This window comes from Vibrio sp. B1Z05, assembly GCF_052955985.1.
The window spans coordinates 701,235-718,230 of record NZ_CP130464.1 but is presented as its reverse complement, the minus strand read 5'-3'; the positions used below and the strand labels follow the sequence as shown (position 1 = coordinate 718,230).

Annotated in this window: 17 protein-coding genes; 7 read left to right on the top strand and 10 right to left on the bottom strand. The window is 43.0% G+C overall.

Features of this window, described 5'->3' with window-relative positions:
• Positions 1–47 precede the first annotated feature (47 nt).
• Positions 48–1,757 carry an alkaline phosphatase family protein gene (locus QV280_RS16010; protein WP_447026280.1) on the bottom strand — a complete coding sequence of 570 codons (1,710 nt, stop codon included), beginning with the start codon at positions 1,755–1,757 and terminating at the stop codon, positions 48–50.
• A 38-nt stretch (positions 1,758–1,795) separates the two neighbouring features.
• The gene (locus QV280_RS16005; protein ID WP_152820036.1) at positions 1,796–2,581 is read right to left on the bottom strand and encodes a formylglycine-generating enzyme family protein; all 786 of its coding nucleotides are present in this window, start codon (positions 2,579–2,581) and stop codon (positions 1,796–1,798) included.
• A 138-nt stretch (positions 2,582–2,719) separates the two neighbouring features.
• On the opposite strand from QV280_RS16005, the gene QV280_RS16000 reads away from it, so the two are divergent.
• Together QV280_RS16000 and QV280_RS15995 are read left to right on the top strand one after the other, a co-directional pair.
• A complete protein-coding gene (locus tag QV280_RS16000) occupies positions 2,720–4,078 on the top strand; it encodes an anaerobic sulfatase maturase (RefSeq protein WP_152820035.1) in 1,359 nt (452 codons plus the stop codon).
• Complete coding sequence (locus QV280_RS15995; protein WP_152820034.1) at positions 4,078–5,124, top strand: tetratricopeptide repeat protein; 1,047 nt, start codon at positions 4,078–4,080, stop codon at positions 5,122–5,124. Before QV280_RS16000 ends, QV280_RS15995 begins: the two co-directional genes overlap by 1 nt.
• Here QV280_RS15995 and QV280_RS15990 read toward each other — a convergent pair.
• Complete coding sequence (locus QV280_RS15990; RefSeq protein ID WP_152820033.1) at positions 5,080–5,379, bottom strand: hypothetical protein; 300 nt, start codon at positions 5,377–5,379, stop codon at positions 5,080–5,082. The two genes, QV280_RS15995 and QV280_RS15990, sit on opposite strands and share 45 nt — an antisense overlap.
• A 462-nt stretch (positions 5,380–5,841) precedes the next feature.
• Here QV280_RS15990 and QV280_RS15985 point away from each other — a divergent pair, with 462 nt between their 5' ends.
• Positions 5,842–6,423: a hypothetical protein gene (locus tag QV280_RS15985; protein ID WP_152820032.1), complete on the top strand. Its 582-nt coding sequence runs from the start codon at positions 5,842–5,844 to the stop codon at positions 6,421–6,423.
• 196 nt (positions 6,424–6,619) lie between these two features.
• On the opposite strand, the gene QV280_RS15980 is transcribed toward QV280_RS15985, so the two are convergent.
• The 5 genes from QV280_RS15980 to QV280_RS15960 form a co-directional block, all read right to left on the bottom strand.
• A complete protein-coding gene (locus QV280_RS15980) occupies positions 6,620–6,766 on the bottom strand; it encodes a hypothetical protein (protein ID WP_172972792.1) in 147 nt (48 codons plus the stop codon).
• A 44-nt stretch (positions 6,767–6,810) separates the two neighbouring features.
• Positions 6,811–7,110, bottom strand: a complete 300-nt coding sequence (locus tag QV280_RS15975; protein ID WP_023403041.1) for a type II toxin-antitoxin system RelE/ParE family toxin — start codon at positions 7,108–7,110, stop codon at positions 6,811–6,813.
• Positions 7,111–7,117: 7 nt separating this feature from the next.
• A complete protein-coding gene (locus QV280_RS15970; protein WP_152820031.1) occupies positions 7,118–7,360 on the bottom strand; it encodes a type II toxin-antitoxin system Phd/YefM family antitoxin in 243 nt (80 codons plus the stop codon).
• Positions 7,361–7,998: 638 nt separating this feature from the next.
• On the bottom strand, positions 7,999–8,349 hold the full coding sequence (locus QV280_RS15965; protein WP_152820030.1) for a DUF805 domain-containing protein: 351 nt from the start codon (positions 8,347–8,349) through the stop codon (positions 7,999–8,001).
• A 158-nt stretch (positions 8,350–8,507) separates the two neighbouring features.
• Complete coding sequence (locus QV280_RS15960; protein ID WP_152820029.1) at positions 8,508–9,227, bottom strand: SDR family oxidoreductase; 720 nt, start codon at positions 9,225–9,227, stop codon at positions 8,508–8,510.
• 141 nt (positions 9,228–9,368) lie between these two features.
• Here QV280_RS15960 and QV280_RS15955 point away from each other — a divergent pair, with 141 nt between their 5' ends.
• From QV280_RS15955 to QV280_RS15940, 4 genes are all read left to right on the top strand, one after another.
• Positions 9,369–9,827, top strand: coding sequence for a methyltransferase family protein (locus QV280_RS15955; RefSeq protein ID WP_253912528.1), 459 nt, complete (start codon positions 9,369–9,371; stop codon positions 9,825–9,827).
• A gap of 3 nt (positions 9,828–9,830) precedes the next feature.
• Positions 9,831–10,733, top strand: a complete 903-nt coding sequence (locus QV280_RS15950) for a LysR substrate-binding domain-containing protein (RefSeq protein ID WP_023403047.1) — start codon at positions 9,831–9,833, stop codon at positions 10,731–10,733.
• Positions 10,734–10,759: 26 nt separating this feature from the next.
• A complete protein-coding gene (locus QV280_RS15945) occupies positions 10,760–11,314 on the top strand; it encodes a hypothetical protein (RefSeq protein WP_152820028.1) in 555 nt (184 codons plus the stop codon).
• 870 nt (positions 11,315–12,184) lie between these two features.
• Positions 12,185–14,035 carry a M3 family metallopeptidase gene (locus tag QV280_RS15940; RefSeq protein ID WP_152820027.1) on the top strand — a complete coding sequence of 617 codons (1,851 nt, stop codon included), beginning with the start codon at positions 12,185–12,187 and terminating at the stop codon, positions 14,033–14,035.
• Between the two features lie 262 nt (positions 14,036–14,297).
• Here the strand turns inward: QV280_RS15940 and fruA are convergent, their stop codons facing one another.
• Both fruA and pfkB read right to left on the bottom strand, forming a co-directional pair.
• Positions 14,298–16,028, bottom strand: coding sequence for a PTS fructose transporter subunit IIBC (fruA, locus tag QV280_RS15935; protein ID WP_152820026.1), 1,731 nt, complete (start codon positions 16,026–16,028; stop codon positions 14,298–14,300).
• 10 nt (positions 16,029–16,038) lie between these two features.
• Entirely contained in the window at positions 16,039–16,995 is a 957-nt protein-coding gene (gene pfkB / locus QV280_RS15930; RefSeq protein ID WP_152820025.1) for a 1-phosphofructokinase, read from the bottom strand.
• Between the last annotated feature and the right edge of the window lies 1 nt (position 16,996).

Sequence of the window (16,996 nt, the reverse complement as noted above, 5' to 3'; positions counted from 1 at the left end):
GATGTGATTTAGCCTTATAAAATCATCGGTATTAAATGAATAAACCGTTATTTTTTGCTTACGGTATTGGTGACTTCATTGAGCACATTGCCGGTTGCACCACTAGGTAGGGTAATGCCCAATAGGTTAGATAAGGTGGGCGCAATATCATAAGGGGTGATTGCTGTGGTGACTTTTTGCGCGCTGATGTTATGTCCGGCAAAAATGACAGGCACATGCGTATCATAGCGCCACGGTGAGCCATGAGTGGAAGCTACCGTTAAGCCATCCATATCATTAATATAGGTTCTTGGCTCGAATACCAAATAGACATCACCGGAGCGGTTAGCATGATAATTGTTGCTGATCATGGTATTGAGATAACTATCGGCTAATCGCCCTGTTGCGATATCTTCACTGGTGACTGCGCTCGCAACGCCTTTTATTTTCATCGCTTCCTCGGCAATAACCGCTTGTAATTGCGCAAGGTTGATGGATTTTTGTTTGATTAAATCGTGATTCAAATACACATAAGGCTGAGTATATAGCCTGATGATCTCTTCATTAACCGCAAACTCTGTGGCAAGTCGTTGTTTGAGATTGTCGGTGAGTAAATTGGATTTATCAAAATACTGGGCTTGTTTTAACCCAAGTGAAGCGGCCACAGGAGAGGCTTCAGGCGCGCCATGATCGGCGGACAATACAACCACGGTTTTGTCTAAACCCACGCGCTTGTCTATCTCAGCAAATAATCCCTGCAAGGTTCTATCTAAACGAATCAAGTTATCCTCCGCTTCAAGGCTTGATGGTCCATAAAGATGCAGTACATAATCATTGGATGAAAAGCTGATCGCTAGAAAATCGGTGACACTGCGACGCCCTAGTTGTTCTTCTTCGAGCAAGGTTTTGGCAAAATCTGCGGTGATTTCATCGCCTGCTGGGCTGATGGTGAGCATGGTCGAATAGTAAGGGAAACTTTCTGGCCCATAAGGGTGGGGAAAGGTTCTTTGAAAACCGGCCAAATCGAATTTGTGTTGCTGTGAGACTTCTTCAAGCGTGTATTTATCCCTTGCCAGAGAGAGCTCCCAACGCTTACCTGAATATTGTGAGGGTACGTTCTTTTTATTCCACGCCTCGACCCAGCTCGGATAACGAGTGTAGTAATAATCGCTGGTGACAAACTCTGCTGTGGCTTTGGAAAACCAAAAGGCTTTGCCTGTGTGACCTGCTAGCGCAATAGCGCCGCGATCTTTAGTAGATACGGCAAACACTTTTGAGCGGCCATTGTTTGAAATTGTCAGCTCATCACCAAAAGTGGAGACTAGCATTGGTGCGGGCGAGCGGCCGTCTTGCTTGGCGGTGCGTTGGGTCGGATCAATTTCAGTGGATTGATCAACCCCTGCTTGTTGAGTAAGCATTTGGTAGTCGCCATCTTCAACGTTATACACCAAGCGTTGCTGAGCGCGGTCATACCAAACATTGCCGACCATGCCATGCACCGAAGGAGGCGCACCGGTGGCAAGTGAGGCGTGACCGACAATAGTTTCGGTATTGGCGTGTTGATAATGGGCATTGCGGTAATAGACGCCGTTATCCATCAGGTAACGAAAGCCGCCATCGGTGAAATTGTGCTTATAACGCTCTAGAAGATCTCCGCGCAGTCCATCGACTGTGATCTGCAATACCAGTTTAGGTTGGGTGTCTTGCGCATAAGCAAAAGCATTAAATAGCCCCATACTGGCAAAGCCTAAACCCAGTGCAATTAATTGTTTTTTCATAGTAATGACCTATTTAAACCTGATTTTTAAAACGCACACTAATGTGCACTGCGCACTAACCGTAATCCCATATCCGACATGGTGATGGACTGACTGGCGAAGTCTCGTCGAAAGTTCTCCGATTGCTCAGCACTATAAGCAAAACTGCCGCCGCGCACGGATTTATGGGCAAGTTTGATGTCAGTGTGTTGGGCGTTGTTTGGGTTATCTTGTGGGGAGTTGCGGTAATAGGTTTCTTCAAAGGCATCTATGGTAAATTCGCCAACATTACCCGTCATATCATACAGCCCAAGCTCGTTGGGTTTTTTCTGACCAACGCGGTGCGCTTGATTGTTGGCATTGCCTGCATGCCACGCCACCTCATCAATGTTGTTGGAACCGCTGTAAGTGTAACCTTTAGAATAATTGCCTCCCTTGGCAGCAAATTCCCATTCCGCTTCGGTAGGCAAGCGATAGTTTTGCCCAGTCACTTCGTTTAAGCGCTGCACAAAAAAGTACGCTTGTTGCCAGCTCAAGTTATTCACTGGCACTTGCGGGTCTTGGAAAAAACTTCGAGAGTGTCCCATCACTTCTTCAAACAAAGCCTGAGTCACTTCATATTTGGCGATATAAAAGCTATCTACTCGCACGCTATGTGCCGGCTTTTCTGCCGCGTGTGCGGAAAGCGAGTCTGAGCCCATGACAAAGGTGCCACCTTCAACGAGCACCATATCCGCTTCTATTTGCGCGGTAAGAGGGTGCGGCTCTACAAGAGAACATCCTGTCGTTGTTAACACTAGCGTCCATGCTAAGAGGGAGTAAGAGTTTTTCAAAGGCAGGTTCATGCTTAGTCTCTTTAGAAATCAAAACATAAGCTTATCAAGGAGTGACTTTCCAAATGGTTATAAACGCAATAACAAGCCTTTTGTATAACCAAAAGTTAAAATTAGGCTGTTTTTGGCAACCAAAATAACGGTATCGATATGTTGTTGACTCAAGGCCCACAGTTTAATGGTCACCCTTCTAAAAGAATGCACGTCATGGCAAAACCGATTGGCGCAGCGTGTAATATTGATTGTAATTATTGCTACTACCTAAGTAAGCAAGACCTTTTACAGTACAAAAAAGGTTGTTCACCACAGATGAGTGATGACGATCTTGAGTTGTATATCAAACACTATATTGAGGCGCAAAATACCCCTGAAATCATTTTTTCTTGGCAAGGGGGCGAGCCAACGTTATTGGGATTAGCCTATTTTGAAAAAATTGTTGAGTTGCAGAAAAAGTATCAGCCACAAGGCGTGAGTATTGCCAACGATCTGCAAACCAACGGCACCTTGTTAAACGCTAAGTGGTGTCAGTTTTTAAAAGCGAACAACTTTTTAGTCGGGCTAAGTATTGATGGCCCTGCGATGTACCACGACGCTTACCGCACCAATAGAGCAGGGCGCGGCACTCATAAACAAGTGATGGAAGCGGTAAAACTGCTGCATGAGTATGAAGTACGTTTTGCCACGCTCACTTGCATTAACAACCTAACCAGTCGTAATCCGCTAGAGGTGTACCGTTTTTTGCGCGACGAAGTGAAATCGCCGCAAATGCAGTTTATACCTATTGTGGAACAAAAGACGTTTCGTGATACGGCGCCGCAAACTTGGGCGGCAAACGATCAACCTCGTCAAGGTGATAAACGCTTGATTCCGGCTGCAAAAAACTCGGTGATGGAATCATGGTGCGTATCAGATGAAGCGTGGGGCAATTTTTTAATCGCCGTATTTGATGAATGGGCAACTCACGATATCGGCACAGTGTTTGTGCAATATTTTGAAGCCTTTATTGAAACTTGGATGGGGCGCAAGAACCCGCTTTGTACCTTGAGTGAATTTTGTGGAAAGGGCTTAGCAATGGAGCCAAATGGCGACGTCTTTGCTTGCGATCACTATGTGTACCCTGAATACAAAATCGGTAACTTGCATACGGATAAATTAGATGAAATGGCATTTTCGAGTCAGCAACAACGTTTTGGCTTTTCTAAAACTCGTAATTTAACCGAGCAGTGCAAGCAATGCGATTACCAGTTTGCCTGTTTTGGTGAGTGTCCTAAAAACCGCTTTATCCGCACTCGTCAAGGTGAGCCCGGCCTTAACTATTTGTGCGCGGGCTGGCATAAGTTTTATAAGCATGCGGATCGCTCTTTAGCACATATATTGCGCGTGATGGGTTACCCAGTCGCGCACGGTAAATACAGTGATTCGGTAATGCGTCAGGCTATGGCACTGCAACAGCCAAAGCCGATAAAGAACAAGATGTTCAATAAAAACGCATTTGGGGCTAAGTTTTGATGAATCGTAACTATCTCAATGTAGGTCCAATCGTTTTGTTACTGACTATGGCACTGAGTTTCTCAGTTAATGCCCGTTTAAGTGCTGGTGGAGAAACAGCGGATACAAGCCACAACCAAACTAGCCATCCGTCAGCTCAGCAGCTTTCGTATATTGCGCAAGACAGAAATAATCCAATATCAACACGCATTGATGCGCTACAACAACTGGCGCAGCATCCCAGCCAAAGCGCGCTTATTGCTGTGGCAAGAGGGCTAAAAGATCCCTCGTATGAAATAAGAATGGCTTCGGTGAGCGCTACAGAGCCTTATCCGTTTGCACATCGCTGGCGACTATTAGCGCCACTGATGAACGATCTGGTAGTGGATGTGCGAATGGCCGTTGCGCACAATTTAGTGGTTGAATATAGCGAAATGAATGCGCTACAAAAACAGCAGTTTGAGAGCGTATTTGACGAATGGATAGCAAGGCTTGAGCAAGCCTCCGATGAAGAGTCGTTAATTAGCATGGCGCTAGCGTATGTGCATGTTGAGCGCTATTCACAAGCGAGGCAGGTTTATGTTCAATTAACAGAACAATCACAGCACAACGTTGAAGCTTGGATTGGTATCGCAGAAACTTACCGTTTGGAGCACAATGATTTTCAGGCATTAAATGTGTTGCAAGATGCCTTGAATACCAATCCGCAACAGCCGCAATTGTATTACTCTAAAGCATTGACTTTAGTACGCTTAGATAGAAAACCACAAGCGGCGCAGGCAATGGAACAGGCGGCAACACTGGCAAAAACCAATGCGCATTACTGGTATGTAAACGGTATTTTGCACGAAGTGTTTAACCCTATAGCAGCGCAATATTCACTGCAAAAAGCGTACAACATTTCGCGCAACCCACAACATTTGTATGCGGTGTGCGATTTAAAAATTAGACATGCTGATGTGGGTGCAAAACAGTGTGTGCTAGAGCTAAAAAGCCTAGCACCCGATGAAGTGACTAGTGCATTAATGCGTCGTATTGATCACGGGGATGACGTTATTACGCACTAAGGCGCGTTTTACGTTTTTACACAGCTTGCCAAAGCGTCGGATATCATCAAAGTTTGGTGGCGTACCATCTGAGATGTAGTGCTCCCAATACGAAAGCTCAGTATCCACTAGCTCCATTAATTTTTTTGGACAACCGACGCAGTTGGTTCCCGTACCGCAGACAAAAGTCTCATCTTCATAAAGAGGCAATTCGATTTTGGCTTGCTCTATAAGGTTATGCATTGCTGTGAGTCTATCGGGTTTACGTTCGTTCATTTCGCTGAGCCTTGAATTTTAGTCGGGGTATAATAATACAAATTAATCGAATGTATATAGTTCGTTCCATTATTAAGAAATGCCCAGATTAAAAGCAAAGCGACTAGACAGACGCTTTGGAAAGTGGCTGCTATGCAGAGGGATTTGTGATGATGAAGTTGATAACTTTTTGGGTTTTTTCTTAGTTTGTTTTTTGGTTTAGCAAACTGTTGCCCCAAAGTTTGCTATCACAAAATCATGGGTGTTTTATCTTTTGTAGTAATAGGAGCGCAGGAAGCATTTTTCTCTTTGCAAAATTCAAGACCTGACCCCATTTATTTATGCTTTTTATGTAAAGGCAGAATGTGAAATGTGAAGTCTATGCGTTATTTTTCAGTGGCTTATGCTAGATTGAATGAAACTTAGGCAAGCAGGAAAACGAGCTAGCCTGTTATTAATATTATTAAATGGTCCGAGGAATTCATGCAGCCGATAGATAAGCCATGGGAACAATTGCAAAAAGCTGAATCCTACATAGAGAAAATGTCTAGCGCCGAAAATCTGGAAGATTACGAAGATCACTGGAAGGATTTTCTTCATAACCTAGAGCGTGCATGGAATAAGCTCGTCAGTCATTTGAAGAGAACCCCTAAATACGAAGGCTGGGTCGAACGGGGTAGAACTGAAAAACTAAGAAGGCAAGATCAACTGTTAAGCTATCTTGTTAACGCGCGTGGAGCCGAGGAGCATTCAATTGCGGATATAACCTCGAAAGAATCAGGGGGAATTGGAATTAATCCCGCTATTGGTAATTCGTTGCATATAAATAAACTAGAAATGAAGGACGGGCAAATTCATATCGATTCAGATCAACCCTTAAAAATCGAGTTCTTTCCAGGAAAGGTGACTTTGCTTCCAATCGAAAATAGAGGTAGAAGCTATGGCGTACCTACCTCCCATTTAGGGAGGGGGATTGAAGGTTCTAATCCTGTAGAGCTGGCAAAACATGGTGTCGAGTTTTATCGTTCCTATTTTAAAAAAGCTGAACAGCATTTTGTCAAATAACCTTTTAACAACTAGGTGCTACTTTATTATGTAAATTGTACGATGGATTTTAAAGTAAACTTCACCTTGAAACTTTTCTCAAGGTGAGTGCAGGTGCGATATATTGCGAATCACTAATTATCAATAGGTTATGTTTTGTTGTCTTTGAGTAAGTATTCCCTCCTTTAGCTAGAGCCCAAGCATTCTCCTTATTCTGTTACGCCTTACTCGCTCGACTTCCCTCCCACGCAGTGCGGCTTCGTTCAACAAGTTGCTTAAACGGACAAAAAACGGTTGGCTTTTGCTTGTTCTTCGCCATTTTAGCCATCAATTTTTCGCCGCTTATCAAGATGTTAGTTTGCATGAATAAACCAACACCCCAGCTATAACTCTAGGGTGAACGTCGTGTTATTTCAGGTGATTCTGGGGTAGCTGTGATTGACCTAAGACAGCCACGACTAAGATAAAGTCATCTTCTTTGGTGAAATAAGCTGTGTGTTTTCCAATCGGGAAGTAAAAGCCATTTGGGTATATCTCGTCACAGCTTCTTCCTAAACTGGGGTTATCAGCTAGCATTTGAAACCCAGTTAGCAGAGTGTTTTTGTAGCTGATCCACTGTAATTCAGAAAAGTTTTCAACCGTGTAGTTTTTTACTTTGCGCAAGTGAGATTGCGCTAAGTTACTTAGCTTGTATTTGTTCTTTTGCATAAGTTAGTTACAGCGAATTCAGAAAGCTTTCGCCATCAACTGCGTTTCCATTGTTCAAGTCTTCTTTAGCTGATTCAAAGCAGTGTTTGAGGTACTCAACTTTCATGGCTTCTAGCTCTTCAAAGTCACGAATGGACATGACAACGACAGCATCTTTACTGTTTTTGCTGATTTTTATTGGCTCGCGTTGTGCGTTTAGAAGTAGCTCGCCGAAATTTCGTTTGGCATCATTCGCTGTTAATGTATGCATGGTTAGTTCCCATTTGAGTTTACAGTTAGATTATAATGTACCGCATCAAATGTGCAATTTAATTAAATCGTGCGATTTTTAAGGAGTGCAAGGTAACAAAACTGTACATTAGGGTTGAATGACAATGAGCTTCTTTGCACATAGCAGCAGTGTTAGGTGTTCTTGCCCAAGAATGTGTACTACCACAAGTTTCAATATCCATATACACGAGTGGCGTATTTGCTATTGTAGTCAGCAGTTTAGCTAGGTTGATACAGCAGAAATGAGGCTTTTATCCCTCAATAGACTCTAACTTCTTTGAAAACTGTCGCTACCCAACAAAAATTGCCTTCTGTCTTACTCAACTTATCAGTGGTTTGATAGAGTTATGAATCGATGTGCAAGGAGGGTTTGAGATGGGAACTATAATAGGATTGGTCATTTTAGCTGTGGTAGATTGGTATCTTGTTCGGAAAACAGGACTTCATATACCTCAACTAATTTCCAAAAAGTATGCCGAGTATTCGCGTGGCAAAGAACACCACAAATAAGATGGCATTGAATACGTTCAAAACTCGTCAAAGTATGACGGCCAAACTTCATCTTGTTCAACGACACTTATATAGAAACCTAGAATATAAGTGTCGGAATTTATTCAGTTAAATGACCGCTGAACCAAAACGGTTGTGTCCGTCACTGCCTTTAAAAAAGCCAAGATAAATCAACATCAATAGTGAACCAATTAAAGGCACTAGGTTGACCAGCACCCACCAACCTGTTTTATCAAGGTCGTGTAAGCGTCTTACTTGCGTTGCGATAGACCACCACAGCAATAAGATACTGATTACAAAAGTCACAAACGATGCGATTGGCGAGACACTGTCGGGACTCTGGTGAGATAAATTGCTATCAAGTGCGAGACGCATGCCTGCGCTTATCACGAAACAGATGACGAGCATGAACCAATATGTTTTGCGACTGGCGCGTCCTTGAAACGAGAGAATGCCCATAAATTGACCCCTTTTAGCGATAGAGTTGTAAATTTGACTCAATATAGCACATACCAAAGTGTGTCTAAGTCGATGAAGCTAAAGAATTAGAAACACATTTTGATATGATACGTTGAGTTTAGGGGGATTCACTTCTTTGTCATCAAAAAATGATGAATTTATGGTTGTTGTTTGGTTGGCGCGAATGCAATTTCTCTAATGCATACATTTTGCGGTTGTTGAAAGGCAAACAACACTGTGCGAGCCACGTCATCAGCGGCCAGTACGCCTCCCATATCTTCTTTCCATGCATCATAACCGTCTTTTATCTCTTGAGAGGAGGTATGAGAAAGCAATTCCGTTTCTACCGCACCCGGTGCAATTGTGGTTACTCGTACATTGGCGGCAGCGACTTCTTCGCGAACATTTTCGGATATGGCGTGTACCGCGAATTTTGTGCCGCAATAAGCCGCATGGCTAGGAAACGTTTTTCTGCCTGCGATAGAACTTATATTAACGATAGTGCCACTGTTTCTTGAGATCATTGGCGCGAGTACCGCTTGCATGCCGTTGAGTAGCCCTAATACATTGACATCAAACATGCGTTTCCATTCTGCGGCATCTTGCGTATCAATGGATCCTAGTAACATAGTGCCAGCGTTATTGACCAAACCTTCAACTGCGCCAAATTGTTGCTCAGCTTTTTTAATGGCAGCGACAAAAGAATTGGGGTCGGTTACATCAACTTTTTCGCACAGTGTATTAGGAAGCTCTAGAGCTTTTAGTTTTTCAACGCGACGGGCTATCAGTAACAAAGGATGACCTTGTTCACTAAAGCGACGTGCGATGGCTTCACCTATACCTGAACTTGCACCGGTAATCACGATCAATTTTTTCATGCTGTTTCTCCTAAATTCATGTTGGTCGAATCTATTTCGATAGGAGAAGTTTAGCGGTGGACTTATTGTTGATATATATCCCTTTACTTAAAACACTGTTGCTATACTGCAACAATAAGGATTTGAAACGGAGAAAGTCGCTTGGACATTTCATTGCTGAACCATAAAATCCCACCGCCAGTTGTGCTATTGGTATGCGCCTTGTTGGCGGGATACATAGCGGACTTTTCCTTTACTGATAATCCGTGTGCATGGCTGATTGCTGTGATGTTGGTATTGATTAGCTTAGGACTGGCCTGGGTCTCTATCGATTCTTTTAAAAAAGAGAATACAACGGTGAATCCGCTACAACCCTCGAAAACACAGAATTTAGTCACACACGGCGTATATCGATATAGCCGCAATCCAATGTATTTATCCCTGGCAATATTGCTGGTGGCTTGGGCGTCTCTATTAGCATCGTGGACGGGCATATTCGGTTGTTTGATATTTGTTATGTACATTACTCAATTTCAAATTAAGCCGGAAGAGCGTGCGTTAATGCACAAATTTCCGCAATCTTATACTGCATACCTCAAACGTGTCAGAAGGTGGTTATAGTCTATGTTGAATAACATAAATTTATCGCTACTTCGCTCATTTGTGCTGATTGCACAGCTGGGGAATTTTACCCGAGCGGCAGAAGCGTTAAAGGTGTCTCGTTCGCATATTTCTCGTCAAATGACCGAGTTAGAATCGGAATTAGGCGTGACTTTATTGCTAAGAACCACGCGCACATTAAAGCTAACCAGCGCAGGAAAAACGTTATTTGAACAGTGTCAGCATGCGTTAGGACATATTGATCAGGCGTTGCTAGCTGCCATTGATGATGTGCACGAAATGAAAGGACACATAGCAATAAATTGTGTGGGTGGCGTACTTGGAGAAGAGATTCTCGTTCCCATGCTTAATGAGTTTATGCTTTTGTATCCTGAAGTAAGTGTCAGCTTAGACTTTAGCAGTCACCGCATAGATTTGATTGCAGATGAGTTTGATTTAGCGTTTCGTATGGGCTCATTACCAGACGCCAGTTTCGTAGCACGTAAACTGCTTGAAATAGAGATGGCGACTATCGCTAGCCCAAGCTATATCAAAAAATATGGCGCACTTGAAAGCCCCAAAGATCTTACCCAGCATCGCTGTTTAACGGGTTCGGTGAATCGTTGGCACTTGGTTAATAAATCCACGGGTAATAGTGTTGATGTTCAAGTTACTGGACATTTGCAATGTAAAAATGGACGAACTTTAGTGAACGCTGCGCTATGTGGTAACGGCATTATTCGAGTACCAGTGTTGTATTGTAAAAAAGAGCTTGAAGCGAATATGTTGTCACATGTGTTCTCTGATTGGCACATACCTAGCGTTGATTTTTCAATGATTTACCATAAAGACAAATTTAGACCTGAGCGTTTGATTAAGCTGATTGAATTTATTATCGATAAATTTGAACAGATGAGAAAGACATAAGCGAGGTTGATTTTTAAGGAGACGAAGTGAACAGTTATCAGATTTTGTACAAAAAAAAGATTATTTGGGCGGTCAATCTTGGCGGTAACAATGTTGTAGATCAGATAACCAGTTTAACCGAACAAGGGTATGAGATATTCAGTCGAGTAGTGCAGGCAAGCACTGAGAGTGATGCTATCCGTCAATTTAAAAAACTGTATAAACTGGCTAAAGACAGCCATGATGTGACAATAGGTAGTATCTTTTTCTTCAGAACCAACAAGTTACAAAGGCTTCCTTATCTGGCATATTCGATTGCTAGCTATATTGTCGCTTTAGTCAGCGTATTACTGCTGGCGATGGTCGCACACGAGAGTGATATGGATTATTCAATGATTTTGTTGATCCCTATTTTTCTGGGGCTGATATGGTTTATCAGTGCGCTATCTATTGCGAGATGGAAAAACTGCGGGCATAAAGTGTGGCAATATGTGGTCGTAGCGTTAATTGTTACTTTGCTTGATTTTTATTTTTTAGGCGTGATGAATGTATTGCTGATGCTGTATTTATTCTTTAGACCACAGTCAAAAAATATCAATTAAAGCTTAATATAAATGTCATAAAAATAAAGCGTCAGCTACTAAAAGTCTGACGCTTTATTTTTTGTGAGTAGTTCATTTATTTAACTTGGTGTGAAAATAGAAGAAAGGTGCGTATTAATAGCGTTTGTGATACCTGTTTGAATAACTATTTAGATCAACTATTCTTTTCAATCGGTCGAGCTAAAACTTACCAATATTAGGCAAGTAAAGTCTTGTTGGACTTGAGAAGTCTAGTGAGTTGATCCGTTAAGTTCAATCGCTTTGATAGCGTGAGTCGTCCTGCATCGTACAGTCTTACTAGCACACTGTTATCTGTAAGCTCACATCGATTTTCATAGCGTATTTCTTCTAGAAAAGCGTCCATTTTATATGGAGATAAACAAAACCTTTCAATTTCACACTCTTGATCGCAGTTGTATATAACCACTTCCATACATGCTCTCCTAAGAGTAATTATTTTCGATGGGTTTATTATCCTTAAATATTATTTAATAAACTTACTACTAAGTCACATAAAGAGTTTTGGCGTTGGTATGTGCGAGGTTGATCAACAAATTTACTTTCAAACCCTCATTATCTGAGAAATAGGTCACTATTATAAATGCTTTAAATAATGAGGAAATCTTATATTTATTACGTTACATAAAATATGTAACTCATTGATAAATAATTAGTCACATAAGGTTGTGATATATGGTGCATATAGATGTGGAGTGATTGTGATGTTTAAATTTTGTTATTGTTAAATTTGAAAAATAAGTAGCAGTAAAAGACATTACTCAATCCATTTCATTATTTGAGTCAAATGACTAGAATGATACTGTGAAGCAATATCAATTAGATTTGTTGCTAGAAAGCAAAAGGAAACCTATGAACCCGCAAAACTACCTCAACTCTTTAAATAGAGATTATCTGAATGTGCATCGTCAAAAAGAAGACTTGTTTTGGACAACTTATATGGGGACGTCAAACGATCAGGCGGGTTCAGCTGCCGCTGAAACCAAGTGGAACCAGTTTCTAAGTGATCCTGAAAGATTGAGTCAAATTCAGCACCAGCTTGAGCAATTAAACCAATTAGACAACAGTGAAGAAACGCAGTTGGTGAAACAAGGTTTGCAAGGCTGGTTAGCGACTTTTAAGGCGCACGCTTTACCTACTGAAGAATCTCGTCAACTAAAAGCCGATTTAATTAAGTTTGAATCGGATCTGTTTGAGAAAAAACAAAACTACACTCAAGTGTTTATCGATGCTGATGGTAACGAACAACAAGGTTCATTGCCGGTATTGGCGGCAAACATTCGTACCAGTGATCATGAAGCGGTGCGTAAATCGTCTCACCAAGCATTGCTAGATGTGGAGCAATGGCTACTGCACAATGGATTTTTAGATCTGGTTAAGCTGCGCAATAAGTTTGCTCGCTCATTAGGCTTTAATAACTTCTTTGACTATTCCATTGTAAAAACAGAGCAAATGTCGACCGACGAGCTGTTTGCCATTTTAGACGACTTTGAACAGCGAACTCGTGACAGTAATTTACGCAGTTTGCAGGAGTTGGCGGCAGAAAAAGGTAATAGTGCCGTTGAAGCACATAACTTTGTGTTCTCTTTCTCTGGCGATGCAATGCGTGATTTGGATCAGTACGTGCCATTTTCACAATCGCTTCGTCGTTGGATTGAGTCGTTTGGTCGCCTTAACATCACCTATGCAAATGCGGAACTGACCTTAGATCTTTTGGATCGTAAAGGTAAATACCCTAATGGGTTCTGTCATGGTCCAATTCCATCATTTGTCGATGAAAATTCGCAATGGGTTGCGGCAAAAGTGAATTTCACGAGTAACGCTAAACCTGATCAAGTGGGCAGTGGCTATGACGGCATTAATACACTGTTCCACGAAGGTGGACATGCCGCGCATTTCTCGAATGTGAAAATGAACGCACCGTGTTTTGCGCAAGAGTTTGCGCCTACTTCAATGGCGTACGCTGAAACACAATCCATGTTTTGTGACAGCTTACTAGGGGACGGTGATTGGCTAAAACTGTACGCGCTTAACGAGAAGGGCGAAGCCATATCAGATGATGTGATTAAAGCGATGGTGGAAAGCAAACAGCCATTTCGCGCTTATAGTGAACGTAGCATCTTAGTGGTGCCGTATTTTGAGCGTGCTTTATACCAACTTTCTGAGCAAGAGTTGACGCCTGAAAACGTGACTCGCCTTGCTCGTGAAACAGAGCAAAAGATCCAAGGTTTGGCCTGTAGCCCACGACCGCTAATGGCAATCCCGCACTTATTGTCGGATGAATCTGCTTGTGCCTACCAAGGGTACTTATTGGCGCACATGGCGGTTTATCAAACTCGCGCGTACTTTACTAAGAAGTTTGGTTTCCTTACCGATAACCCTGAAATTGGTCCGTTGCTAGAGCAGCACTACTGGCGTCAAGGTAATGCGGTCAATCATAATCAGACCATTGTTCAACTGACAGGCGAGGGCTTTAATGCCAAATATCTGGCGGATGAATGTAACTTAACGTCTGAGCAAGCGTGGGACAACGAACTACAAAAAATTGCCGGTTTAGCGGATCGTGAACGTGCAAGCGTACACGCTTTAGACGCTCGTATTAGTATTGTGGATGGTGATAAAAAATTGGCAAACAATGAGCTTAGCGATGAGCAAATGTGCCAAGATTTTGAACGCTATATCGTAGAGACTTACGGACGTTAATGACGTTGATAGGGCGTTATAGCTAACGCCCTCATTTATACCAATCGTACTAAATAACTGGTCATTCTAGCTTGTTAAAATGCTCGATAACGGCGTTAGAATTTTTGATTGTAGAACAACTACTTATCGAAAAATTCTGCCTTGTTCTCGAGCATTTTTCCTGCGCTAGCTCTGATCACTTACTTAGTGTGATTGGTATTACACAGACAATAAAAAAGGTCGGAATCACTTATGTGACTCCGACCTTTTGCTTTTTAGTGTATTACGCTTGCACTAATACTTTCTGGTCGCTTTTCTTCAAGAAAGCGTAAGTGAAGCCAGTCACCAGTGTACCTGCGGCAATTGCCACTAAGTACATAACCACTGGTGTAATTGCGTTTGGAATTAACAGTACGAATAAGCCGCCGTGTGGTGCCAGTAACTCTGCGCCAAACAACATACTTAGTGCGCCGGTAATTGCTCCGCCAATCATACATGATGGGATAACACGCATTGGATCTTTGGCTGCAAATGGAATCGCACCTTCTGAGATAAAGCACAAACCTAATACAAAAGAGGCTTTACCTGCTTCACGAGCACTGGATTCAAACTTGTTTTTAGCCAAGAACGTCGCCAGACCCATACCCAGTGCCGGTACCATACCTGCCGCCATAATTGCCGCCATTGGTGCGTATTGTTGTGATGCAAGTAGACCCACACCAAACGCATACGCTGCTTTGTTTACTGGACCGCCTAAGTCAAAGCACATCATTGCGCCAAGTAAAATACCTAGCATTACCGCATTACCTGCGCCCATAGTATTTAGGAAGTTCTCAAGGCCGCCCATTGTTGCTGCTACGGGGTTACCGACCACGTAAATCATCACTAAACCAGTAAACAGCGTCGCAACAAAAGGAATGATTAAGATGGGTTTAAGTGCTTCCATCGACTGTGGTAAAGAGAGTTTTTCAGCGATAAATTTTGCGCTGTAACCGGCAATGAAACCGGCCGCAATGCCACCAAGGAAGCCTGCGCCTAGTGAGCTAGCTAACATGCCTCCTACTAAACCTGGAGCAAGTCCTGGACGGTCAGCGATGGAGAAGGCGATGTAACCCGCAAGCACTGGAATCATCAAGGCAAATGCTGAAGCGCCACCAATGGTCATTAACGAGGCAGCAAGTGTGCCTTCTTCTTTAAATGCTTCAATACCAAACACGAAGCTAAGCGCAATGATAAGCCCGCCTGCAACCACAACCGGTAGCATGTGCGATACACCAGTCATTAAGTGTTGATAAACGCCTTTGCTAGCAGTGTTGCTCTCATTAGAGGTTGCTGCGCCCGTTGCTTTATAGGTAGTTGCTTGGGCAAACGCATTTTCAATTTCTTGCTTGGTTTTCTTAAGCGCAGGGCCAGTTTTGGTGCGATACAGTAATTTGCCATCAAAACGATCCAGGGGCACATCAATATCAGCGGCAATAATCACTAAATCCGCGTCTTGGATCTCTTGGTCAGTCAATTGGTTTTTAGCACCAACTGAACCACGTGTTTCCACTTTTATTTGGTGGCCCTGACGAACCGCTTCTGATTCCAGAGCTTCAGCAGCCATAAAGGTATGCGCAACGCCAGTAGGGCAGGCGGTGATTGCCACAATCTTCTTACTAGCAGAAGCACTTGGCGCACTTGCCGTTGTTACATCGGCATTGGTTAAGGTAGTTGCATTGTGAATCGCTTTATTTAAGAACTCACTGGCATTGCTGACGGCATTGCCAATACTTCCTTGATAGACACTCTTTCCAACAAAGCGAGAGGTATCTATGGGGGTGTCTGTGGCGATGATAATGGTATCGGCGCCATCAATATCTTGTGGGGTTAACGTATAACCTTCAACCACTTTAGATTGGCATTCAATTTTCGCGCTGATCTGTAGGGATTGAGCGGCTTTTTCTAACAGTCCTGCAGCGATGATGCTGTTCGCAACTCCACTTGGGCAGGCGGTAATAATTGCAATATTCATAGGGAAGACCTTATTTAGTTATAATAGTGTGTCGTACATCAACTTGATTGATGACGCTGTGCAATTGTTCTTTACTGGGTATACCGACTCCAACTTGGGCGACGGCAAGAGCGGATAAACCTGTAGCAAACTGCAACAAGGGTTCTTTTTCCATGTTTTGCATATGGCCCCAACATAGGCCTGCAACTAATGTGTCACCAGCACCAACAGTGCTAACAACGTTCATTTTTGGTGGTTGGGAAAATAACCATTTCCCTTGTTTTAGCCACATTACGCCGTTTGCACCCATCGACACCACAATGTTATCGATGCCTTTATCGGCAAGCTCTAATGCGGCTTGTTGGCACTGTTCGGCGGTGCTTAATGAGCGGCCGACAAACTCAGCCAGCTCTTCATCGTTTGGTTTGATAAGCCAAGGCTTAGCGTCCAGTCCAGCACGCAGGGCATCGCGGCTGCTATCAAACAGGACTTTTTTGCCAAGCTGATGCAGTTGTTCAATCCACGAAGCGCAAAGCTGTGGTGAAATCCCGTTGGGTAGGCTACCTGCTATCACGAAATAGTCGTGGTCTTTGGCTAGCGCAAACAGGGTTTCTTCGAAGGCTTTGATGTCAGCTTCCGTAACTGTCACGCCAGGGAAGTTGATGTCACTGACTCTGCCATCTTCTTCAATCAGTTTGACATTAATGCGTGTTGCGCCATCGACTCGAATAAAGGCGTCTTTGGCTTTGATATCGTCAAATAGTTGGCTAAATAACTCTGGGTTATCCTTGCCTAAAAAGCCCGTTACCGTAACTTCTGCGCCAAGTTCACTCAGTACTTTAGCGACGTTGACGCCTTTGCCTGCGGCGTGTAGCGAACCTTGTTTAACAAGGTTTACTAGGCCTAAATGTAGCCCTTTAACACTGCCTGTTAGATCTAACGCAGGGTTTAAGGTCACGGTAACTACTTTGTTGGTTGTCGAAGTCATG